The following is a 23,214-nucleotide window of genomic DNA, read 5'->3' as shown; positions in this document are numbered from 1 at the left end:
CGGGCATGACCATGGACGAGAGTCCACGCCGGAGTCCCTCGCGGGTGCACCAGTGGCTGGAGCTGGCGGAGACCGTCCTGGGCAATGCCTCAGACCGGATGGATGCCATCAACATCTTCCCGGTCCCGGACGGTGACACGGGCAGCAATCTGTACGGAACCGTTCGTGCTGCCCGTGCCGCGGTGGCCGAGGAGACCACGGAGGACGTTGGCACCCTGATGTCCCTGGCCGGCCGTGCCGCGCTGGATCAGGCTCGCGGCAACTCCGGGACGCTGCTCGCCGTGATGCTGATCGGCATGTCCGAGCCGCTGACCGGTCATGAGCGACTGGCTGCCCCGACCCTGGCCGCGGCTCTCGAACGTGCCCAGACCAGCTGCTGGGCCGCCCTGTCCGATCCGCAGGAGGGCACCATGCTGACGGTGCTCGCGGCGGCCGCCCGTGCGGCGTCCGAACATGCCGCCGGCCTGCGGGGCCAACCGGACGACCAGGTCATGAGCCGCCGTGAACTCGGTGCGGCCCTGGACGCGATCGTCGGAGCGTCCTGGCAGGCCGTGGTCCAGACGGAGGGCCAGCTGCCGGCCCTGACGGCGGCGCACGTGGTCGATGCGGGTGGCATGGGACTGCTGCTGGTGCTCGACTCCCTGCGGGCCACGGTCATGGGCACCAGCATCGATCCGGGCCTGCTGGACGGACTGCACGGGTTCTCCGCCTCGGACCCGCACATCCACGAGGGCCTGGACTCACCGGTGGGCTATGAGTTGATGTGCAGCATCTCACTGGATCCCCTCACCGCCGCGACCCTCCGGTTCGAGCTCAATGACATGGGGGACTCCGTGATCATGAGCCCCGTCGGCACCGCCGGTGAGGTGAACGGCGAGGCCAACGCCCCCGTGCGGTGGAGACTGCACGTCCACGTGGACGACCACGAGGCGGCAGAGGCCCTGGTCCGCAAGGCCGGCGAACCGGAGAACCTGGTGATCACCTCTTTGCAGGACCCGGAGACCGCCGGGTGAGACCCGATCCGCTCAACCAGCCGCTCGACCGGCTCCTGGGCGGCCGCACGGGCCAGCGTCTGGACCGGGAGATGGGCCTCGGCACCGTCCGGGACCTGTTGGAGCACTTCCCGCGACGCTGGATCGAACGTGGGGAGTTGACACCGATCGCCTCCCTGCCCGTCGGGGACCAGGTCACCGTGGTCGCCCGGGTGGTGTCCGTGGACCGCCGGAACATGCACTCCCGCCGCGGATTCATCGTGGACGTCACGGTGACGGACGATGACCCGCGGCGCCCGGCCTCCCTCGACATGGCCTTCTTCAACAGCTATGAGGCACTGCGCCGGCTGCAGCCGGGCCACCGGGCCATGTTCCACGGGAAGACCGCCCTCTACCGGGGCGAGAAGACGCTGAACAACCCGGATTTCTCCGTGCTGGACGAGGCCGAGGAGCCGGGCGAAGAGGACTTGGCCCCGGTGCCCCTCTATCCGGCCACGGCCAAGGTCCCCAGCTGGGTCCTGCGGGCCAGCATCGGCACGGTCCTGGACGCCCTCGACGCGGACGCCCTCCCGGACCCGGTCCCGGCCGATCTGCTCGAGCAGGCGGCCACGGACGGCGTCCCCCTGCCCGGACTCGCCGCTGCCTACCGGGACCTCCACCGCCCGGCCGTGGTGGCGGACGCGCTCCGGGCCCGGCGTCGGTTCGCCCTGCAGGAGGCCCTGGTGCTGCAGGGGGCGCTGGCCGTGCGGCGCCACCAGGCGGCGACGCCGGATGCGGTGTCCCGTCCCGCCGTCGGGAAGGGGCTGCTGGCCGCTCTGGACGCACGACTGCCCTTCACCCTGACCGACGGCCAGGTCTCCGCGGGGGAGAGGATCTCCGCCGACCTGGCGCGTGACCGGCCCATGAGCCGGCTGCTGCAGGGCGAGGTGGGCTCCGGCAAGACGCTCGTGGCCCTGCGCGCCATGGCGCAGGTCGTCGACGCCGGGGGGCAGGCCGCCCTGGTCGCGCCCACCGAGGTGCTGGCGGCCCAGCACTACCGCTCGCTGACGGCCACGCTCGGGCCCCTGGCGCACGCCGGCCGGCTGGACGCGCCGGATGGACCGTCCACCGAGGTGGTGCTTCTGACCGGTTCGCTGACGACCGCCCAGCGGCGCGAGGCCCTGCTGAAGATCGCCTCCGGCCAGGCCGGCCTGGTGGTCGGTACCCATGCCCTGTTCTCCGGAACCGTCCAATTCGCGGACCTGGGGCTGGCGGTCGTGGACGAACAGCACCGCTTCGGCGTGGACCAGCGCGAGGCGCTGCGCCGGGAGAACCCGGGCACACATCTGCTGGTCATGAGCGCCACCCCGATCCCGCGCTCCGTGGCGATGACCGTGTTCGGTGACCTGGACCTGACCCTCCTGCCGGGGCTGCCGTCCGGTCGGCAGCCGGTGGCCACCCACCTCGCCCGGATGGCCCACGGCCCCCGGATCATCGGCCGCGTCTGGGAGGTGATCGCTGAACAGGTGGCCGCGGGACACCAGGCCTTCGTCGTGTGCCCCAAGATCGATCCGGCCGACGTCCGGGACAACCCTGACAATCCTGACCATGGTGATGGCGCTGTCGGTCCTGACGGTGGTGACAGCCCCGCCGGCACGGCCCGGGACCACCGTCACGATGCCGCGGTCGAGGACATGGTGCCCCGGCTGGCCTCCCTGCCCGTGTTGCAGGGTGTGCGCATCGCGGGACTGCACGGTCGCCAGGACCAGCAGACACAGGCCGAGACCATGAGCCGCTTCGTGGCCGGGGACCTCGACCTCCTGGTGGCCACCACCGTCGTCGAGGTCGGCGTGGACGTGGCCAACGCCACCGTCATGGCCATCCTCGATGCGGATGCCTTCGGCCTGTCCACACTCCACCAGCTGCGCGGGCGGGTGGGCCGTGGCACGGCTCCAGCCACCTGCCTTCTCGCCACCCGGCTGCCGGACGGACACCCGGCGATCGAGCGGCTCGAGGTGGTCGCCGGCACGCAGGACGGCCTCGAGATCGCCCGCGCCGACGTCCGGCAGCGCGGCGAGGGGGACGTGCTCGGCGCCGCCCAGCACGGCGGGAGCCGGTTGAAGGTCCTGCGGGTGCTCCAGCACGCGGACCTCATCGAGCTGGCCGCCGGGTGGGTCGGGCTACACCTGTCTGCCGAGGGCACGCTGGACCACCCGGAGCTGGCCGCGGCCGTGCAGTCCTGGGAGGCGGGACATGAGGACACCGGTGACTACATCGAGAAGGGCTGATCGGGCCCACCCGAAGGAGACAGATGCCACGGATCATCGCCGGCCAGGCCGGATCACTGCAGCTCGAGTCCGTCCCGGGCGAGGCCACCCGGCCCACCACTGACCGTACCCGCGAGGCCCTGTTCTCCTGGCTGGCGAGCCGGGGCTGGTTGGAGGGCACCGCCGTCGTGGACCTGTTCGCCGGTTCCGGTGCCCTGGGTGGCGAGGCGGCGAGCCGGGGCGCCGAGACGGTGCTGCTGGTGGAGCGGGATCGGCGGGCCGCTGCCGTCTGCCGGCGGAACGCCGCCGCCGTCAACCAGCGGGTGGGCCGGAGCGTGGTCCAGGTGATCGCCGGGGACGTGGACCGGGTGCTCGCCGGACCCATCGGGGCCGGCCCCTGGGACCTGGTTCTGGCCGATCCGCCGTATCCGCTGGGCGGGGCTGATCTGGCGGAGACACTTCAGCGGATCTCCACTGTCCTGGTACCGGACGGCCTGCTGGTCCTGGAACGCTCGGCCCGGTCGGCCGCACCGGACTGGCCCGCCGGGCTCGAACTGCTGGAGTCTCGCACCTACGGCGAGACCATCCTGTACTTCTGCCTGCGATCCGGTCCGGATGAGGCTGAGCGGGCCCCAGGGGATGACCCACGGGACGGAGTGGCTGGGACCGGGACATCGGCCGGGACGTCAGCCGGAGAGGGCCCGGCCCAGCCCCTGTAGCCGAGCCACGGCCTCGGTCAGGACCTCGGGCGACTTGCAGAAGGCCCAGCGCATCCAGGATCCGAACGGCGTGGGATCACCCGGGTGTGCCGGCGGCCCGCACAGGGCTCCCACCGGGATCCCCACGACGCCGGCCCGCTCGGCCAGCACCGCGGCTGCGGCCTGCGCATCGTCCACTCCGAGGGCGGCCAGGTCGGCCACGGAGAAGTACCCGGCGGTCGGCACCACGGGGTCGAGTCCGGCCGAGCGCAAGCCGGCCACCAGGGTGTCTCGGGCGAGGAGGTAGCGGTCGCGCTGCCCGGTCAGGAATCCGTCGCCCTCCGGCAGGGCTCGGGCGATGGCCGCCTGGTAGGCGGGGCCGGAGGAATAGGTGAGGAACTGCTTGACCGAGTACACCGACTCCACGAGATCAGCGGGACCGGTGAGCCACCCGACCTTCCAGCCGGTGAGGGAGAAGCTCTTGCCGGCGGACGAGACGGTCAGGGTGCGCTCCCACCCGCCGGGGGCAGAGGCCACGGGGTGGTGGCGGCCCTCGTAGACCAGATGCTCGTAGACCTCGTCGCTGAGGATGAGGACTCCGTGCCGCGCACAGATCGCCACGATCCGGGAGAGGAGTGCGGCGGGAATCACGGCCCCGGTGGGATTGTGCGGCGTGTTCAGCAGCAGGATCCGGGTGCGCCCGGTGATGGCGGACTCCAGGGCCCCGGGATCCGGCTGGAAATCCGGTGCGGTGAGCGGCACGGTGACGAACCGGGCCCCGGACAGGGCCGCCACCGCCGCATAGGAGTCGTAGTACGGTTCGAAGGCCAGCACCTCGTCACCGGGCTGTACGAGGGCCAGCAGTGCCGCGGCGATGCCCTCGGTGGCCCCCGTGGTGACCAGGACCTCACGGTCCGGGTTCACGTCCAGCCCATAGTGGCGGCGCTGGTGATCCGCCACCGCCCGGCGGAGCGCGGGGTCACCCCGGCCCGGCGCGTACTGGTTGGCGTGCTCGACCCCGTCCGCCCGGCCCGTGACGATCGCCTCGGCGGCCAGAGACCGGATCCACTCCGGGCCATCGGCGTCAGGGAAGCCCTGACCCAGGTTGACCGCGCCGTGCTGGCGCGCCAACAGGGTCATCGTCTCGAAGATCGAGGGCGGGTGGCGGGGCGTGACGTGGGGGCGCGCGGAAAGGTGGGGGACGGCACCTGGGTGGTGCGGCTGTCGTGCGGCGGGCATGGGCTCCATAGTATGTTCGGTGCATGCGTCGAGCCGTCTGCCCCGGATCCTTTGACCCCCTGCACCACGGCCACGTGGAGGTGATCGCACGGGCCACCAACCTCTTCGATGACGTCATCGTGGCCGTCTCCACGAATTACGCGAAGAAGTACCGGTTCGACGTGGACACCAGGATCGAGATGATCCGGGAGACCGTCTCCTCGCTCCAAGGGATCTCCGTGGTGCCCATGGGGGAGGGGCTCCTGGCCGAGTTCTGCCGCAAGGCCGGAGCCAACGCCATCATCAAGGGCCTGCGCAACACCGCCGACCTGGAGTACGAGATGCCGATGGCGGCGATGAACCGGCACCTGACCGGCGTGGAGACCGTGTTCCTGCCCACCGACAGCCGCTACGCGCACCTGTCCTCCACGCTGATCAAGGAAGTGAGCCAGCTCGGTGGGGATGTCTCGGAGTTCGTGCCGCGGGCTGTCATGCGGCGGCTGAACGAATCGTGAGCCGGTCGTGCACCGTCTTGAGCCGGCGTGGCGCCGGCTCGGTGGCACCACGGTCGCCCCAGGACAACCCGGACGGGTTATCCTGCACCCATGACTGAGCGCTCGCGGAATCCTCGCACCAAGAAGGCCATCATCCCCGCCGCCGGACTGGGGACCCGGTTCCTGCCGGCCACCAAGGCCATGCCCAAGGAGATGCTCCCGGTGGTGGACAAGCCGGCCATCCAGTACGTGGTGGCTGAGGCCAAGTCCGCCGGACTGAAGGACCTGCTGATGATCACCGGCCGCAGCAAGCGTGCCCTGGAGGACCACTTCGACCGGGTTCCCGCCCTCGAGCGCAGCCTGGAGCTCAAGGGGGACTTCGGCAAACTGGACAAGATCCAGGAGGCCACCAACCTCGGCAACATCCACTATGTGCGTCAGAACGACGCCAAAGGCCTGGGGCACGCGGTGTGGTGCGCCAAGCAGCATGTGGGCCGCGAGCCGTTCGCCGTGCTCCTCGGTGACGACCTGATCGACGAGAAGGAGGACCTGCTGAAGCGCATGATCGATGTCCAGCAGGAGAAGGGCGGCTCGGTCATCGCCCTCATGGAGGTCCCCCGCGAGAACATCTCCGCCTACGGGGTGGCCGAGGTCTCCACGGTGGCCGGGGGACCGGAGGACGTGGTGCGTGTCACCGGCCTCGTGGAGAAGCCTTCGGTGGAGGAGGCCCCGTCCACTCTGGCCGTGATCGGCCGCTATGTCCTGGACCCTGCGGTCTTCGAGATCCTCGAGCGGACCGAGCCCGGCCGCGGCAATGAGATCCAGCTGACCGATGCCCTGCAGGTCCTGGCCGAGGGGCAGGGCGAGGGGTTCGGTGTGCATGCCGTGGTGTTCAGCGGCAAGCGCTATGACACCGGTGACAAGCTGAGCTACCTGAAGGCCGTGATCGAGCTGGCCAGCGCCCGTGAGGATCTGGGCCCTGCCCTGCGCCCCTGGCTCAAGGAGTTCGTCGCGGAGCTCTGAGCGGCACGGCCCCAGCTCCGCCCGGCGGTTCATTTGGAACGGCAGAGCGGAGCGGCTAGACTGGTGAGTCGGTCCTGAGGGTTCTGCCCTGCCTGGATCCCAGCGTACGGTGGAAGCCGCGCGCAGGGATCCGTACCGCCACCACCGCCCGCTGAAGAAGGAATGCTGATGTCCGCGTCATCGTCCCCGACCGTAGCCGGTGCAGCTGATAGGTGGGTGGTCTCCGTCAAGGACCTGGTGCGCAGTCCGGGGTCCATGAGGACCCTGGAGGAGCAGTGGCCAGCCCCCGAGGCACTGTCCACTCCGCTCATCGGCATTCCGGCTGGTTCAGCCGTGGACGTCGACCTGCGTCTGGAGTCGGTCCACGAAGGCATCCTGATCACCGGTGAGGCTCACGCCGAGCTGGTGGGAGAGTGCAGTCGTTGCCTGGACCCGATCCAGGACGGGATCACCGTTGACCTGCAGGAGCTGTTCCTCGCGTCCGCCCCAGAGGGTGGGAGCGACGAAGAGCGCCTGGTGGTGCACGAGACGGTGGATCTGGAGCCAGTCCTCCGGGACGCCGTGGTCACAGCCTTGCCCTTCCAGCCGGTCTGCCGGCCGGAATGTCAGGGCCTGTGCTCCGAATGCGGCATCCGACTGGAGGACGCCCCGGACGACCACGTCCACGAACAGCTGGATCCACGCTGGGCGGCCTTGGCCGAACTGACGAAGACCTCCGAGTCCGGCACCGCCGGCCCGGAGACGAAGACCTCATCCGACGAGACAGAAGAGAGATAGCCGTGGCAGTCCCGAAGCGGAAGATGTCCCGTTCCAACACCCGTGCCCGCCGCTCCCAGTGGAAGGCCACCGTGCCCCCGCTGGTGAAGTCCGTGGAAAACGGCCGCGTCACCTACCGCCTGCCGCACCAGGCCCAGGTCGTGACCGACTCTGCCGGTACGCCGTTGTTCATGGAATACAAGGGCCGCAAGGTCGCCGACGCCTGAGGTGCCCATGGCGCCACGGAAGTCGGTCCAGACGTCCGGACAGCAGTCCGGGCGGCGCCGGGGCGCGGTCACCATCGACCCCGAGACGCTTGTGCTTGCCCTGACGCACCGCTCCTACTCGTATGAGCACGGCGGACTGCCCACCAACGAGCGCCTCGAGTTCCTCGGTGACTCGGTGCTCGGCTTCGTGGTGACCGACCACCTCTATCGCACCTATCCAGACCTCCCCGAGGGGAACCTGGCGAAGATGCGTGCCGCCGTCGTCTCCACCCGTGCCCTGGCCTCCGTGGCCCGCACCATCGGCATCGGCCCCGCCGTGCTGCTCGGCGAGGGCGAACGGCGGACGCGCGGGGCGGACAAGGACTCCATCCTGGCGGACACCCTGGAGGCACTCATCGGCGCCACCTACATGGACCAGGGGCTGCCCGCTGCCCATGACCTCGTCCACCGGCTGGTCATCCCGCTGCTCGCGGACAAGCTCGCCATGGGTGCCGGCACCGATTGGAAGACGTATATCCAGGAAGCCGCCGCGAATGGCGGACTCGGCACCATCGAGTACCGGATGGAATCGGCCGGCCCGGACCATGACAAGGTGTTCACCGCCACGCTGCTGGTGGGCGGCACCACCTACGCCACCGGTGCCGGCCCCTCCAAGAAGGAGGCCGAACGCCAGGCCGCCGCCCACTCCTGGGACGAGATCTCGGCTGCTGCCCAGGCGGCAGCCGCCGGAACCGGGGCAACCACCGGTGCCTGAACTGCCCGAGGTGGAGGTGGTCCGCCGGGGCCTCGAGACCTGGGCCACCGGACGCGCAGTCTCCGGCGTCGAGGTGCTGGACCCGCGGTCCACCCGCCGGCACGACGGCGGCGCGGTCGCCTTCGAATCCCAGCTTCCCGGACTGCGACTGGCGGCCCCTGAGCGGCGCGGCAAATACCTGTGGGTTCCCCTGGCGGCCGCCGGCTCTCCACCCGAGAGGGCACTCGTGGCTCATCTGGGCATGAGCGGTCAGCTCCTCGTGAACGAACCGGGGGACCCGGACCCGCGGCACCTGCGCATCCGGATCCTGCTCGAGGGCGAGGGCGAGGGCGAGGCCGAGGACCGGGGGACCGCGCTGGAACTGCGCTTCGTGGACCAGCGCATCTTCGGTGGGCTGTTCGTGGACCCGCTGGTGCCGGCGTCGGACCGTGAAGACCAGCTGGTGCCCGCCTCGGTGACCCACATTGCCCGCGATCCCCTGGACCCCCACTTCGATCCGGAGGCCGTGTACCAGCGGTTCCGCCGCCGCAAGACCGGCCTCAAGCGGGCGCTGCTGGACCAGGGACTCATCTCCGGTATCGGCAACATCTATGCGGATGAGGCCCTGTGGCAGGCGCGTCTGCACTATGCCCGGCCGACCGAGACGCTGAACCGCAGCGAGTCCGCACGCCTGCTGGCAGCGGTGCGCGCGGTGATGGTGCAGGCCCTCGCCCAGGGCGGCACGAGCTTCGACTCGCTCTACGTCAACGTCAACGGGGAATCGGGGTACTTCGACCGTTCCCTCAACGTCTACGGCCAGGCCGGCCGGCCCTGCTCGCGCTGTGCGGCCGAGGGGCATCAGAGCCTGATCATCAAGGACCGGTTCATGAACCGGTCCTCGGCTTACTGCCCGCGATGCCAGCCCGTGCCGCGCCGCGCCCGCTGGTAGCGTCCGGCACGGCAGGACCGGCCGCCGGACCGTGGCGGTCTAGGATGATGTGGAACTGTGACGTGTCGATGGGAACCCCTTTTGTCTCACACTGAGAACAACGACTACCTGCCGCGCCGCTCGAGCGGCCGGGCGCGGCGGCGGCGCCATACCGTCCGCAACGCCTTCATCGTGGTTGCCGCACTGCTCGTGGTCGTCCTCGTGTTCGTCGGCGTCTACGTGAGTTCCATCGCCGCGACCTTCAACGACAAGCGCCAGACGGTGGACGCCGGCATCGCCACCTCGGAGGCCACCACGGACGGCGCCCTGAACGTCCTGGTCATGGGGTCTGACTCCCGCGGTGAGGGCATGGACACCGCCGAGAACAAGGGCGAGGAGGGTGAACGCTCAGACACGCTGATGCTCGTGCACATCCCCGAGGACCGGCAGAACGTCTACGTGATGTCGATCGTGCGTGACCTGTGGGTGGAGATCCCCGGTCACGGCGAACGCAAGGTCAACGCCGCGCTCGGGCTCGGCGGCTACCCGCTGGTGACCTCGACGGTGGAGAACATGCTGGGCGTCAACATCGATCACCTGGCCGTGATCGACTTCGAGGGCTTCAACGGGCTGACCAGCGCGCTCGGTGGCGTCCAGGTCTGCAACCCGCAGTCCTTCTCCTCGGGACAGGTCAACCCGTCCTTCTTCCCCCGGGGTGAGATCCTGCTGGAGGGCTCCGACGCCCTGCGCTATGTCCGGGAGCGCAAGGCCTTCCTGGGCGGAGACTTCGAGCGGGTGGCCAACCAGCAGCGCTTCGTCTCGGCGATGGTGGACCAGATCCTCACGGTGGACACGCTGGCCAACCCCCAGAAGCTGATGGGCGTCGTCAACAGCATCGTTCCCTTCATCACAGTGGACGACGGCCTGGACGCGGCGACGATCGCCGGCTACGGCCTCCAGCTCAACGGCATCCGCACCGATGACATCGAGACCTTCACGGTGCCCCACGGCGATCCGGCCGAGGGGCCCGGTGGAGCCTCGATCGTGCTCCAGGACGAAGCCGCCATCGAGCAGCTGCGCCAGGCCCTGCAGGCCGACGACCTGGACAGCTATCTCGCGGGCGATGACGCCACTGACGCAGCCGCTGAGGACGAGGCCACGGACGCGGCCACTGGCGACAGCGCCACCCCGGGCGCCAGCGCCGATGCCTCCAGCGAGCCGGCTGACTCCAGCGACCCCGCCGCCTCCGGTGAACCCGCTGCCTCGGACGGGGGCACGGACGCCACCGACTCGGCCAGCGGCAGCGCCAGTGGCACCGCCGGTGCCTCCGGCGAGGCCACCGAACCCGCCGCCGTCTGCGCCGGGGCCTGACTCATGCGCGTCCAGCTGATCACGCACTCCTACCTGCCCGAACGGACCCCGCCCCAGCGGCGGTGGGCCGCCTTCGTCGAGGCGTTCCGGGAGGCCGGCTGGGACGTCGACGTCGTCGTCCCGCAGGCCGATCCGGGTCACGTCCCGGGTGGGGGACGGGAGTCCGAGCTCCTGGCCGCCACCGGTGCCGACGCCGGCCGGGGCACCCAGGGGGAACGCGTCTGGCGGACCTGGACCATCCCTGCCCTCGGTGCCACCCGTGACGGTCGGTTCCTCGGGCATGTGGTCCATGCGCTGGCGGCCATTCCGGTGGCGTTGCGCGCCGAGCGGCCCGATGTCCTGGTCGTCACCGTGCCGGCTCTGCCGACTGTCGTCGCCGGCTGGACCCTGTCCAAGCTCCGCCGGACGCCGCTGATCGTGGAGATGCGTGACGCCTGGCCGGACCTGGCCCGCGACTCGGGGGTCTCCACCGGGTTGCTGAGCCGGTTGATGGAGTACCTGGTCACGGGGACCCAGCGTTCGGCGGACCTCGTGGTGACGGTGACGTGTGGATTCGCCGAACGGCTCTCCGAACGTGGTATCCGCGAGGTGGAGGTGGTCGGGAACGGCGTCCCGCTGAGCCGGATCGAACCGGTTCCGGCGCGGGACCGTCGGCCCGGTGAACTCAACGTGCTCTACCTCGGCAACCACGGGGAGAGCCAGGGGCTGGAGACGGTCATCCGGGCCGCTGCCCTGGTGCGGGAGGGACCGGAGCGCATCGCCGTGCGCTTCGTCGGATCGGGGACCCAGCGTGATGCCCTGTCCGTCCTGAACGACTCCCTCGGCGCCCCGGTCACCATGATGGACGCGGCGCACGGGCCCGCGTTGCGCGCGCAGTACGCCTGGGCGGACACCTGCCTGGTGAGTCTTCGCCCGGACTGGCCGAGTTTCGACTGGACCATCCCGTCCAAGACCTACGAGCTGCTGGCCGTGGGCCGGCACGTCACCGGGGTGGTCACGGGCGAGGCCGCCCGCGTGCTGGAGGAGTCCGGTGCGGCCAGCATCGTGCCGGCCGATGCCGCCCTGCTGGCGGCACACTGGCAAGACCTCGCCGCCCACCCGGAGAGCACCGCGGTGGACGGCCGCGGCCGGGACTGGGTGCACCGCCACGCCGACCTGCCCGAGCTCGGACGGCGTTTCGTCGGACTTGCCCGGGAGACCGTGCTGCGCCGTCACCCACGGGCCACGGCCTATAATCGCCACTGACCGGATTTGCCCGCGGTCGTGGACCCGAACACCGACGGTCGCCGTATCCCCGGCATCGTGTCCGGGACGACCGCCTGAAGGGCGCCATCGATTGAAGGACGTACTCCATGACTGAGATTTCCAGCGTTGCCGTGATCGGCCTGGGTTACATCGGATTGCCGACGGCGGCCATCCTCGCGAGCAGTGGTCTCCGTGTCCACGGGGTGGACGTGAGCCAGCGCACGGTCGATGCGGTCAATGCGGGTTCTGTGCCGTTCGTGGAGCCGGACCTGGACCGGTTCGTGCAGAAGGCGGTCGCCGAGGGACTGCTGACCGCCTCGACCCAGACCCCGGCCGCGGACGCCTACATCGTGGCGGTGCCTACCCCGTTCCACGCGGACAAGTCTCCGGATCTGTCCTACATCGAGGCGGCCGGACGGAACCTTGCCCCGCAGTTGCGCGGCGGTGAGCTGGTCATCCTGGAGTCGACCTCGCCCCCGGGGGCGACCGAGCGCCTGGCCGAGGTCATCCACGAGGCGCGTGAGGACCTGGCCGAGGCCGGGAACCTGTTGTTCGCGCACTGCCCGGAACGGGTGCTGCCGGGCAAGGTCATGACTGAGCTGGTCACCAACGACCGCATCGTCGGGGGCTCCAGCAAGGCCGCCGCCGAGTCCGCCAAGGGCCTGTATGAGAGGTTCTGCCGGGGCGAGATCCTGTTGACGAACCTGCGGACCGCCGAGATGGCCAAGCTCGTGGAGAACTCCTTCCGGGACGTGAACATCGCCTTCGCCAACGAGTTGTCGATGATCAGCCGGGACCTGGACATCGATGTCTGGGAGCTGATCGAGTTGGCGAACCACCACCCGCGGGTCAACATCCTGCAGCCCGGCCCGGGCGTGGGCGGGCACTGCATCGCCGTGGATCCGTGGTTCATCGTGGACGCCGCCCCGGAGGCGGCTCGGATCATCCGCAGCGCCCGTGAGGTCAACGACTCCAAGCCCGAGTGGGTCATCGACCAGGTCAAGGTCAAGGCCTTCGACGTGCAGCAGGCGACCGGGCGGGCCCCGGTGGTCGCGGCCCTGGGCCTGGCGTTCAAGCCGAACATCGACGACCTGCGGGAGTCCCCGGCCCTGAACATCGCTGTGGCCATGGCCGAGCAGTTCAGCGGCAGCACGATCCTGGCCGTGGAGCCCCACGTGGACGAGCTGCCGGCCTCGTTGGCCGGCCGGGACAACGTGGAGCTGGTCGCCCCGGAGACCGCGATCGAGCGTGCCGACATCGTGGTGCTGCTGGTGGACCACGCCGCGTTCGCCGACCTCAAGCCCTTGGCCGCGGGCAAGCACGTGGTGGACACCCGGGGCCAGTGGCGCGAGGCCCGGGTCCTCTAAAGCGTCGCCCGGCCCGGCCCGGTGCGGGGAGCACAGGGTCAGCGCAGCCGGCGCCTCACTCCGCGGTAGATCCGGCGAGCCGCCCGCTGCCACACCGGCTGTACCGGTCGAGTCGGAGGAGTGGCGTCGACACCAGACGCAGGCGCTGAGGGCTCGTCCGTCGGCTTCGCCGGCGCCTGCACCGGGGCCGGCGCTTTCGGTGGGGACTTCTTCGCCGGGGGTGCCGGATACCGGACCCAGGCAGGGTCCGGAACGCGCAGCGGATCGGACGCGAGCGTCTCGGTGAGCCGGTCCAGTTCCCGGCGGGCGCGCTCTTCAAGCTCGTCCACGACGGCGCGGGCGGCTGCGGGCAGCTCTGCGTTCCGCACCAGGCGGTCGAGCGTGTCCCGCAGTTCGGTTCCGGGGGTCGTGAGATCCAGCGCGTAGTCCGACCGGCCGAGTTCGGCAAAGTGGGAGCCGACCTTCGGGTCGTAGACGAGGCCGACGGCGGGGCGACGCAACCGGTGCATCAACAAGTTGGCGTGGAGCCGCATGGCGACCAGCGCGTCGGCACCGCGCAGCACCTCCAAGAACGCCGGCAGGTCGATGTCTGCGGGGACCACCGTGACGGCGACCCCGGATCCCGATGCGTCGGCGGTCGCCGCCAGATCCTGCAGCGCCACCTCGTCGGTGGCCTGCATCGGGACGCCCACGATCGCGAGGCCGTGCTCCCGGGCGGTCTCGAGCAGCACGCGGTGCAGGTCGAGGCGTCGGTCCGGCTCGTCGGACCAGGGCCGGAGATTCACGGCGAGGTACCGGTCCGGCAGCCCGTCCGGCACCGTCCCGGTGCCCGGGGCGGGCAGGGTCAGCCCGTAGACGACGTCCGGGGAGACCTCGACGGCGGCCGGCCAGGTCTCGGACATCGGTTCCAGCAGTCCCGCGGATTCCTGGTCGCGGACCGAGATGGTGCGGGCCAGGCGGCCCGTCAGGTGGACGGCGGCACGTGCCGCGGGGTCCGTCAGCGGGCCGACCCCCATGCCCCGCACGTGAACCGCGCCGCCGTAGGCGCTGACGAGCAGGGGCAATTGGGCCATGTGGGCGGGGGAGACGTGGGCACCACGGACCATTCCGGCCGCCCCGCCCGCCAGCTTGATGGAGTAGTCGTGCCAGTGGCCTCCTGGGCCCAGGAGCAGGGAGGAGGCCCTTTCGGCATACTCCTCACCGGACTCGAGGTCGGTGCGGGCCAGGGACTGCACCCCGTGCTCGCGCTCCACGACGGCGGGCTTCGAACCGGCGACGACGGGGTGGAACCCGGGCAGTGTGCCCTGCAGATGGGACACCAAGGTGTCCAGGAGCAGCTCGTCCCCGCGGTTGCCGGCACCGTAATAGCCCGAGAACAACACGGTGCGCGGGCGGGGCGACTCCCCGGCCGGTACGGGACCGGCCGACCGGAGTTTCCCGAGAAGTGCCTCGGGGTCGTCTTCGGGAGCGTCATCGCTCAGGACGACGGCCACGATCCCGTGCCGTGCGAAGAAGGCGGACGTCGACTCCGAGGGGACCGGGCCGTCGTCGGCCAGCAGGACGATGTCCGGCACGAAACGCCGGAAGACCGCCTCCACGGGGCCGTGGTCGAAGCGGTGGCCCGCGGTTCCGGTCTCCGGGACCCGGCAGGCCGGGTGCAGACGGAGATCGAGGTCGAAGACGGTGTGGCCCAGCAGGTGGAGGTCCCGGAGGATGCCGGTGTCCCGGGCATGGTGGCGCGAACCTCGGCGTCGGACCAGCACCACCCGGTGCCGGGAGGCCTCCTGGCCCGGGTGGCTCGGGATCGACTCGTGACTCACCTGGTGTCCTCGCTTCTCCTGCTCGCCGCCCATGGGGCACGGGGTCCGGGGCCCGGCCACCGTTCAACCTAGCAGGGCGGGCGGCGCACCTTCGGAAGCACGGGGCTGGCGGGCCGGAAACGGTATAGTCGCCGTGAAGCCCTGCCCTGACCGGCCCGGGTCCGGCCCGGAACGTCGGCCGGACGCCCGTCGACTCACCAGGACGGGCACACCGGAACGCCAGAACGGAAGGTCTGCCCGCAGCATGAGGATGAGCCGTCTCCTGGGTGCTGCGGCGGTGTCGGGTCTCGTCCTGATCACAGCGTGTGTGCCGCTGTTCGCCCTGGGCCTGAACCGGTGGGGGTCTAGCCTCCTGGCCGCCGGACTGCTGGGCGTCGCCGCCTACCTGGTGGCGGGCCTCCGCTTTACCCAACGGGATCTGAAGACGCTGGCCGGCAACCTGGAGCGCTCCCGTCGTCAGCAGCTGGCCGATGACCGCCCTCGGGGCAGCGACGCCCAGGCGGCCTCCCTCGACGGGATGCGGGACGAGATCCGCGCCCTGGCCACGGACGTGGCAGCGCGCCGCGACCGTGCCGCGCTCCGGGCCTGGCACGTGCTCGGAGACCGCCGGCGTGAGGGTGTGGCGTGCCTGATGGTGGAGGGAGACGATGTGACCGCCATCCTGGCCGGGGACCGGACCGGGGCGAACTTCGAGGTGCTGGACCCGGTGGCCAGCTTCCCCGCGACGCCGGCCCATGCCATGGGTGCCCTCCTCATCGACCTCGACCGCTTCGCGATCGGTCGGGCGGACCGTGACCAGGATGCCTGGACCGGCTTCGCCCGGTGGCTCCGGTCCGATGTCCCGGTCCTCGGCTTCAGCCGCGTGCCGGAGCGGCTCTCCCTGGGGGCGGCCGCCGGGGCCCAGGCCACGGCGGGTGCCCTCCTGCCGGTCGTCGAGACCGCTGACACCGTGCGCTTCGACCGGGGCATCGAACCCGCCACCGAACCCGCCACCGATCGAGCCACGGAGGACCGGCCATGAGGGTGGTCCTGTACGACGGCATCCAGGAGACCCACGTGGCCTCCTCCCTGGACCGCGCCTTACGGTCACGCGGTCACGCGGTGTACCACACCGGACGCTTCGGCTCCGGGTACCTCTTCCGGAACACGGACGAGCTGCTGCCCACCATCGCCGACCACCTGGACCTGATCACGGACTTCGGGCCGGACCTGGTGCTCGTGTTCCGCCCGGCCTCGGCCCCCTATCCCGTCCTGCAGGCCCTGCGCGGGACCGGTGCCGTGGTGGCCGCCTGGCTGTCCGACGACCCGGTGCTCTTCAAGGACTCCTACGGTCCGATCGTGGACCTCTACGACCTCATCCTGCACTGCGGCAACGAGTCGGTCCTGCGGTTCTATGAACAGCGGTTCGGGCGGCCGACCGGGGTGAACTTCCCCTTCTGGACGGACCACGCGGCGTTCCCGGCCGTGTACGGGCGGCACCAGCCCGAGTCCACCGTGATGTTCCTGGGGAACATGGTCGGCCCCGTCCGGCGGGCACGGTACGAACAGCTCGCGGCCATGGGCCACTCCGTGCGGGTCTACGGCCGCATGGAAGCCGACCCCGCTGGGCTGGGCGGAGGATTCCTGGACTCCGACGCCGAGGTGGCCGAGGCCGGTGGCCGGGCCCGGGTCGCGCTCAACATCCCTCAGTTCTTCAGCGCCTACCGCGGGCAGCCCACCTGGTTCCCCGGCCTGGAGAACCTGAGCCATTTCGACCTGCCCAGCCGAGTGGTCCAGTACGCCGCCATGGGGCTCCCCGTGGTCAGCGTCGTCCCGGGCGCACCCCCCAGCCCGGCGTTCCCCGAGATGGAGGTCTGCGGGAGCATCGCGGAGGCCGACCGGTGGATCACCGGCATGCTGGACTCCGGCGGCCTGCCCGCGGTGGCGGCCCGGACCCTCGAGCGTTTCGACCGCTCCTTCAGCGCCACGGCCCGCGTCCTGGCCCTCGAGGCGCTGCTGCGGGACGACAGCTGGCGCTCGCTGGACGCGGCCGAACGGACGGTCTGGTTCCTCCAGTTCGACGGCCGCACCGCCCCGGACCGCCCCATCATCCCCGTCACCACGGAGATCAGGGACGTCCCGGGCCCGCGAAACGCCTCGCTCGCCGCGGAGGGGGCCGCTGATGTGGTCCTGGCGTTCCGCCGTCCGCCGCGGCGCTTCGACGCCACGGACGTGCTTCGGCGGGAGTTGGAGGACTGGGACCGGTTGGCGGCGGTATGGATTCCCGACGACGACGGCCTCCTGCCGCTGCTGGCCTCCCTCGAAGGAGGGCCGGTCCGCTACCTGATGCTGGCCGACGGCCTCCGGCTCTCGGCGCGGGAGGTGGACGCCGCCCGGGACGCGGGCCTGTCCACCGTGTGCTTGCTCTCCGGCGAGCTTTTCAGTCCTGGGGACGCCGCGCGCTACGACCTCGTGGTCCGCATCGGCTCGGCCCCGGTGGACCGCGTGGCCCTGCTTGGAGCGGCGAAGAATGCCCTGCACACGCCGGCCGTGGTGGAGTCCGCCTTCCTGGCGGCGGTGCAACGACGGACTGCTCAACCGCCGGGCGGCAGTGCCGGCGGGACCGCACTCACGGTGATCCGCTCCGACGACGGTTCCGCCGCCGGGGCCTCCGGCGATCCGGTGGCCGACGCCCTCGGGCGAGTGTTGTCCGGTCCGGCTCGCGACGTGACCATCCGAGACTTGGCCACAGCTGATCTGGAGGAGGCCGGTGCGGATGAGCTCGCCGCGGCGTTGTCCGGCAGCGCGGTCTACCTCCAGCCGGCCGGATCGGGCCGGCAGCGGTCGCATGCCCCCGTGACCCCGTACGCGGTGTGCGCGGGCCCCGTGGTCCTGACCTCCCGGCACCCAGCCAACCGGTTCGACGACCTATGGAGTGACTGGCTGCTGAAGATCGGCTCCGCGGAGGAAGCGGTCCTGAAGCTGCATCGTCGGTCCGGGGCGACCGGGGCGACCGGGGCGACCGGGGCGACGGGGAAGCCGGGCGAACCGGACCAGTACGGGGCGGAAGGACGCGGCCGGCTGCTGGACGCGCGCCGGCAGCTCGAGGACTGGTTCCGCCGGGCGGGAGCCCAGCGCCAGGCCCAGCGGAGCGGTGCCGCGGTGGACCGGACGGACAGGAAGGATTCCCTGGATCCACGGCACCGAGGGCAGCTGCCGTCCCCCCTGGCCACCGACGCGGACCGGATGGTGCTCCTGAACCACCGCTACCTCCTGGAGCCGTCCGTCTTCGACGGGGCCGCCGGCGAGTACCTGGCCCTGGAATTCTCCTTCACCGGAACCGACCTGATCCGGGGGATGCGCGTCCTGCAATCGGACCGGGTGCTGGCCGAGACGCGGTTCCCGGCCGGCTCCGCGCAGGCCGTGGATCTCATCGCCATGGGAGTGCCGGACCCCGCCCGGGAGCCGGTGTCCGTGGAGCTGCTCGGGGTCCCGGGCCATCGGCTGCACCGGGTGGCCCGGGTACGCCTGTGGATGCGAGCCTGCCGGGGGGCGAGGCTGGCGTCCGCGACCAGAACCCCGGGACTGGCCGTCCACCTGCTGCCGGTGCCGGTGGCCGCAGCCGGACCACCTCGACGTCAGCACCATCCCGGCCCTCCGGAAAGGCGACACCCGTGACCCGCTCAGAGACCTCCGGCCGCCGCGCCGGGACCACGCCGTGGCTGCGGAACCTGGCTTTGACTGCCCAGACCGTGCGTGAACACATCGTCGACGATCCCGTCCTGCTGGCCCTGCAGGTGTCCCGCCGCCTGCCCGCCGCCGTGTCCCGGCCACTGGCCTCGGGATTCATCGCCTCGGGGCGCCTGGGCGCGGACGTCCTGGAGGCCATCGGCCACGAGATGCGCGGGGACCGCTCCGCGGCCTGGCGGGCACTGGAGCGACCCCGCCCCGGGGCGTCTGCCCGCACGGTTCCCTACCGGGCGGACGCCGCCCTCGGGCTGGCCGACGAGGCCAGGGCGGAGGCACTGCTGGAGGAGGTGGATCCTGCAGAACGCCGGGCCGCCTGGTTCGCCGCCGCCTCACGGGTGGCCGCCTACCGTGGAGACCTGGACGGTGCGGCCGCGCTGGCCGCCCGGCACCCCCGCAACCGGTCCTTGGCGAAGCGTGCCGCCGGGGAGCTGTCCGGGTTCACCGGCCACGGACCCCGGCCCTCCGGACTCGGACCGATCGATCCGGTCCCCGGCCGGGTGCTCCACATCCTGACCAACTCCCTGCCCCACACCTCCAGTGGCTACGCACAACGCAGCCATTCGATCCTCCGTTCGCTGCAGCAGGCCGGTCTGGAGGTCTCGGCCGTGACCCGCCCCGGCTACCCCGTGCAGGTGGGCGTCCCCTGGGCCGCCGACCTGGACACCGTGGAGACGGTGGACTATGCCCGGCTGCTGCCGGTGCAGATGGATCAGGGACTGCAGAATCGCCTGGGCCAGCATGCGGAGCTCCTGGAGGACCACGTGCGCCGCCACCGTCCCTCCCTTCTCCACACCACCACGCACTTCACGAACGGGCTGGTGACCAGGGCGGTCGCCGAAGCGACCGGGATCCCGTGGGTCTACGAGGTCCGAGGCCAGCTGGCGGACACCTGGGCCGCCACCCGGGGCGAGGGTGCCCGATCCTCCCAGCGCTACCGGGAGTTCGTGGCCCGGGAGGCGGAGGTGGCCCGCAGCGCGGACCGGGTCGTCACCCTCGGCGAGGGCATGCGTTCCGCCCTGGTGGCGGCCGGAGTCGACCCGGAGCGGATGATCATCTGCCCGAATGCCGTGGGAGACCAGTTCCTGCAGGAGCCGCCCAGCCGGGACGAGGCACGGGCGGCCCTGGGCCTGGAGGCCGGGCACACCATCATCGGCACGGTGTCCAGCATCGTGGACTACGAGGGACTGGACCTGCTGGTGCGGGCGACGGCGGCGCTGGCACCCCGGCACCCCGGCCTCCGGCTGCGGATCGCCGGAGACGGCGTGGCCCTGCCCGGACTGAAGGTGCTCGCCCGGGAGCTGGGCATCGAGGACCGGTGCGACTTCCCCGGGCGGGTCGCGCGTGCCGAGGCCTTGATGAACCACGCCGCGCTGGATGTGTTCGTGGTGCCCCGGAAGGACCTGTCCGTCACCCGGACGGTCACGCCCATGAAATCCGTGGAGGCCTCAGCCGTGGGCCGCCCCGTGGTGGCGGCGGACCTGCCCGCGCTGGCCGAGCTGGTCCAGGACGGCGTGACCGGAGTGCTGTTCCGGCCCGGGGACCTCGACTCCCTGACCGGTGCTCTCCAGGACCTGATCGAGGATCCTGGGCACGCTCGGGAGCTCGGACAGGCCGGGAGGCAGTGGGCGCTTCAGACGCGGACGTGGCGTGGCAACGCCGAGCGCTACCTGGCGATGTACCGCGGTCTCGGGGTCGCTCCGGCGTAGGCTGGACCCTGGCCGGTGTGCGCCGCAGGGCCGGTGCCCACGGGCTCCTGTGTGTGACCGGCCGACCGCACAGGGTGAAGGAAAGCAGGACATGAGCGTATACAGCAGAGCACGTCGAGCCCTCCCGGCCCGGGTGAAGACTCCCCTTCGCCGGGCGCTGAAGGGCACCCTCCGCACGGTGGACGAGCACCTCCCGGACTCGCTGTCCCGGCGCGTCCGCCGGGCCATCGGCCGCGGCGTCCCAGCCCGTGCACCTCGCGGCGCCGCGCCCGCCGGCGATCCGCTCGGGCTGGCTCCCGGCCCTGGCCCCACCGCCGCTATGGCCACCGTGGCCACCGGCAGGGCCGCCGCCGTCACCGCGAGGGACCCCGAGGCCGCCCACCGGCTGAACCGTGCACTGCTGGGCGGTCGGGCACCGCGTCCGGCAGGCGGCGGCCGCCGCATCGCCGTCCTCGCCGCCGCCGACCTCGTGGCACGGCTGGAGACCGCGGGCCATCAGACACACCTGCTGCTCCCGGGGACGGCGCGCGCGACCATCGACCTGGGCGAAGTGGCCGTGATCGACCTGGCCGGGGTGGCCGGGACCTGGGCCGGTGCACTGGATGCCGAAGGGGTGGCCTTGTTCCAGGAGCTGCAGGATGCCCTGGCCCACGCCCGCGCCCAGGGCATCAGCGTGTGGCTCGTGGACCGCGGACCGGACCGGTTCCGGCTCGGAGCCGTGGCCCTGCGGCGGGACGAGGGCATCCTGACCGTCCGCCCCGGTGCGGCGCCCCCGCAGCACCACATCACGGAGGATCCGGGCGACGCCCCCACCGGGGTCGTCGACCTGCTGCGGGACCTGGATCCCCTCCAGCCCGCACCCCGGCCGGCGTCGGACGCCCAGACCAACGGATCCCAGGAGGCCCGCCGATGAACGGCACCGAGACCGCCGGACCCGAGACCGGCGGCGAGCCGGCGAACCCGTCCGGCACCCTGCCGGCGCAGCGGCAGGTCCGCGTGTTGCTCTACGGAGACGTGGACCTGAACATCGTCGACGGTTCCGCCGTCTGGCTGACCTCTATGGCCCAGACCTGGTCCCTGGCCGGGGCCCAGGTCGACGTCCAGCTCAAGGCCGTCGAGGACCGCACCCTGTTGTCCGGGGAGCTCCGCAGCATGCCCGGGGTCACCGTGTGGCCGGCTCACCCACCGCAGGGACGCCGCGCCCTGGATCCGGTACCGGCCGCCGAGGCCCTCCAGCAGCTGGACGGCCAGGATCCCTATGACGTCGTCATGGTCCGGGGCCTCCGCATCTGCCGCCAGGTCGCCCGCCGGGGGGCCTTCGCCGGACGGCTCTGGTCCTACGTGACGGAGTTCGGATACCCGCACGGCGCCCCGGACACCGGCACCGATACTAGCCCTGAGCGATGGCACCAGCTCGGCGAGATCGCCGCGGCCAGCCGCCTCATGCTGGCCCAGACCGAGCAGGCCCGCGCCGTGCTGGAGGCCATGGTGCCCGCTGCAGCCGGCCGGACCGTGGTGCTTTCGCCGATGGTGCCGGACGCCATCGGTCCCTCGGCTGCCCCGTCCGCCGCGGCGCCGGGAGGTCCCGTGCGCCTGGTCTACACGGGCAAGTTCGCCCGCCGCTGGCGCACGGACCAGATGCCGGAGATCGTGGAGCACCTGCGGGCGGGGAAAGTGGCCGCGGACCTCACCATGGTGGGGGACAAGGTCCAACATGATCCGGAGCACCCCGGCTGGGCGGAGCGCATGCGCGCCGTCATGGACGCCCCCCGATCGGACGTGTCCTGGCGGGGGGCACTGGACCGCACGGCGGCGCTGGAGGCTGCCGCCGAGGCCGACATCACGCTCGGGTGGCGTGACGAGGAACTGGACCTGAGCCTGGAAGTGTCCACCAAGGTGCTGGAGAGCTGCGCCCTCGGAGTCCCGCCCCTCGTGAACCGCACGGCCGCCCACGAGGAGCTGCTCGGAGCCGACTACCCACTCTTCGTGGACGGTGCCGAGGACGGCCCACAGGACATCGCCCGGACCATCGCCGCGGCCCGGGACCAGCTGCCGCAATTGTCCGCCCAGGTCCTGGCCGTGGCCGAGCCCTACCGGATGAGTGCGCGGGCCGAGGCCCTGAAGGCATGGCTGGCCCGGATCGGGCTGCCCGGACCGGAACGGTCGCGGCGCTCCCGGCCGGTGCGCGTCGTCGTCGCGGGCCATGACCTGAAGTTCGCGGGTGAGCTGGTGGACCTGCTCACCGACCATCCGGACGTCGACCTGCGGCTGGACCACTGGTCCTCCCTGCACCACCACGATGAGGCCGCCTCACAGGACCTCGTGGACTGGGCCGACGTCGTGATGTGCGAATGGGCCGGACCCAATGCCGTCTGGTACGCGCGGCACAAGAAGGCCGGTCAGCGCCTGGTGGTCCGGCTCCACATGTTCGAGCTGCGCGGACGGTGGCTCTCCGAGCTGGCCTCGGACGCCGTGGACCGATTCGTCACGGTCTCGGAGCACTACCGGGACCTGGTCGTCGAGCACCTCGACGTCCCCGCCGAACGAGTCTCGGTCATTCCCAATGCCGTGAGCCTGGCGGACCTGGACCGTCCAGGGCTGCCCGGGCGACGGCACCGTCTCGGACTGGTCGGCATGGTGCCCCTGCGCAAGCGACTGGAC

General features: G+C 71.5%; 19 protein-coding genes. 17 read left to right on the top strand and 2 right to left on the bottom strand.

From position 1 onward, the window contains the following. The first annotated feature begins 5 nt into the window (after positions 1-5). From RUH65_RS06610 to rsmD, 3 genes are read left to right on the top strand one after another with little or no spacing between them, the layout of a single operon-like run. Positions 6-1,013 carry a DAK2 domain-containing protein gene (locus tag RUH65_RS06610; RefSeq protein WP_313816516.1) on the top strand — a complete coding sequence of 336 codons (1,008 nt, stop codon included), beginning with the start codon at positions 6-8 and terminating at the stop codon, positions 1,011-1,013. Next, positions 1,010-3,259: an ATP-dependent DNA helicase RecG gene (locus RUH65_RS06605; protein WP_313816515.1), complete on the top strand. Its 2,250-nt coding sequence runs from the start codon at positions 1,010-1,012 to the stop codon at positions 3,257-3,259. Before RUH65_RS06610 ends, RUH65_RS06605 begins: the two co-directional genes overlap by 4 nt. Positions 3,260-3,282: 23 nt before the next feature. Then, complete coding sequence (gene rsmD / locus RUH65_RS06600) at positions 3,283-3,957, top strand: 16S rRNA (guanine(966)-N(2))-methyltransferase RsmD (protein ID WP_313816514.1); 675 nt, start codon at positions 3,283-3,285, stop codon at positions 3,955-3,957. Here rsmD and RUH65_RS06595 read toward each other — a convergent pair. Beyond that, entirely contained in the window at positions 3,925-5,175 is a 1,251-nt protein-coding gene (locus RUH65_RS06595) for an aminotransferase class I/II-fold pyridoxal phosphate-dependent enzyme (RefSeq protein ID WP_313816513.1), read from the bottom strand. The genes rsmD and RUH65_RS06595 overlap by 33 nt on opposite strands. A gap of 23 nt (positions 5,176-5,198) precedes the next feature. On the opposite strand from RUH65_RS06595, the gene coaD reads away from it, so the two are divergent. The 9 genes from coaD (at position 5,199) to wecC (ending at position 13,298) form a co-directional block, all read left to right on the top strand. After that, a complete protein-coding gene (gene coaD, locus RUH65_RS06590) occupies positions 5,199-5,669 on the top strand; it encodes a pantetheine-phosphate adenylyltransferase (protein WP_115930985.1) in 471 nt (156 codons plus the stop codon). Between the two features lie 90 nt (positions 5,670-5,759). Next, a complete protein-coding gene (gene galU, locus RUH65_RS06585) occupies positions 5,760-6,671 on the top strand; it encodes a UTP--glucose-1-phosphate uridylyltransferase GalU (RefSeq protein ID WP_313816511.1) in 912 nt (303 codons plus the stop codon). Between the two features lie 168 nt (positions 6,672-6,839). Further along, entirely contained in the window at positions 6,840-7,448 is a 609-nt protein-coding gene (locus RUH65_RS06580) for a YceD family protein (RefSeq protein WP_313816510.1), read from the top strand. Between the two features lie 2 nt (positions 7,449-7,450). Then, the gene (gene rpmF / locus RUH65_RS06575; RefSeq protein WP_115930987.1) at positions 7,451-7,654 is read left to right on the top strand and encodes a 50S ribosomal protein L32; all 204 of its coding nucleotides are present in this window, start codon (positions 7,451-7,453) and stop codon (positions 7,652-7,654) included. Between the two features lie 7 nt (positions 7,655-7,661). After that, on the top strand, positions 7,662-8,408 hold the full coding sequence (gene rnc, locus RUH65_RS06570) for a ribonuclease III (RefSeq protein WP_313816509.1): 747 nt from the start codon (positions 7,662-7,664) through the stop codon (positions 8,406-8,408). Beyond that, positions 8,401-9,336, top strand: coding sequence for a bifunctional DNA-formamidopyrimidine glycosylase/DNA-(apurinic or apyrimidinic site) lyase (gene mutM, locus RUH65_RS06565; RefSeq protein ID WP_313816508.1), 936 nt, complete (start codon positions 8,401-8,403; stop codon positions 9,334-9,336). Before rnc ends, mutM begins: the two co-directional genes overlap by 8 nt. An 81-nt stretch (positions 9,337-9,417) precedes the next feature. After that, complete coding sequence (locus RUH65_RS06560; RefSeq protein ID WP_313816507.1) at positions 9,418-10,686, top strand: LCP family protein; 1,269 nt, start codon at positions 9,418-9,420, stop codon at positions 10,684-10,686. Positions 10,687-10,689: 3 nt separating this feature from the next. Then, positions 10,690-11,931: a glycosyltransferase family 4 protein gene (locus RUH65_RS06555; RefSeq protein WP_313816505.1), complete on the top strand. Its 1,242-nt coding sequence runs from the start codon at positions 10,690-10,692 to the stop codon at positions 11,929-11,931. Positions 11,932-12,038: 107 nt separating this feature from the next. Further along, positions 12,039-13,298, top strand: a complete 1,260-nt coding sequence (wecC, locus tag RUH65_RS06550) for a UDP-N-acetyl-D-mannosamine dehydrogenase (protein ID WP_313816503.1) — start codon at positions 12,039-12,041, stop codon at positions 13,296-13,298. A 38-nt stretch (positions 13,299-13,336) separates the two neighbouring features. Here the strand turns inward: wecC and RUH65_RS06545 are convergent, their stop codons facing one another. Next, positions 13,337-15,118 carry a polysaccharide pyruvyl transferase family protein gene (locus RUH65_RS06545; RefSeq protein WP_313816502.1) on the bottom strand — a complete coding sequence of 594 codons (1,782 nt, stop codon included), beginning with the start codon at positions 15,116-15,118 and terminating at the stop codon, positions 13,337-13,339. Between the two features lie 250 nt (positions 15,119-15,368). Here RUH65_RS06545 and RUH65_RS06540 point away from each other — a divergent pair, with 250 nt between their 5' ends. From RUH65_RS06540 to RUH65_RS06520, 5 genes are all read left to right on the top strand, one after another. Then, positions 15,369-16,139, top strand: coding sequence for a hypothetical protein (locus RUH65_RS06540; protein ID WP_313816501.1), 771 nt, complete (start codon positions 15,369-15,371; stop codon positions 16,137-16,139). Beyond that, the gene (locus tag RUH65_RS06535) at positions 16,136-18,775 is read left to right on the top strand and encodes a hypothetical protein (RefSeq protein ID WP_313816500.1); all 2,640 of its coding nucleotides are present in this window, start codon (positions 16,136-16,138) and stop codon (positions 18,773-18,775) included. The genes RUH65_RS06540 and RUH65_RS06535 overlap by 4 nt, the downstream gene beginning before the upstream one ends. Next, positions 18,772-20,553, top strand: coding sequence for a glycosyltransferase family 4 protein (locus RUH65_RS06530; protein ID WP_313816498.1), 1,782 nt, complete (start codon positions 18,772-18,774; stop codon positions 20,551-20,553). The genes RUH65_RS06535 and RUH65_RS06530 overlap by 4 nt, the downstream gene beginning before the upstream one ends. A gap of 91 nt (positions 20,554-20,644) precedes the next feature. Beyond that, complete coding sequence (locus tag RUH65_RS06525) at positions 20,645-21,466, top strand: hypothetical protein (RefSeq protein WP_313816497.1); 822 nt, start codon at positions 20,645-20,647, stop codon at positions 21,464-21,466. Next, positions 21,463-23,214 (top strand): glycosyltransferase (locus RUH65_RS06520; RefSeq protein WP_313816495.1); only part of this gene is annotated, 1,752 nt, incomplete at its 3' end. The genes RUH65_RS06525 and RUH65_RS06520, both read left to right, overlap by 4 nt.

The organism is Citricoccus sp. (assembly GCF_032154715.1).
Taxonomy (GTDB): domain Bacteria; phylum Actinomycetota; class Actinomycetes; order Actinomycetales; family Micrococcaceae; genus Citricoccus.
This window is presented reverse-complemented; position numbering and strand designations above follow the sequence as displayed.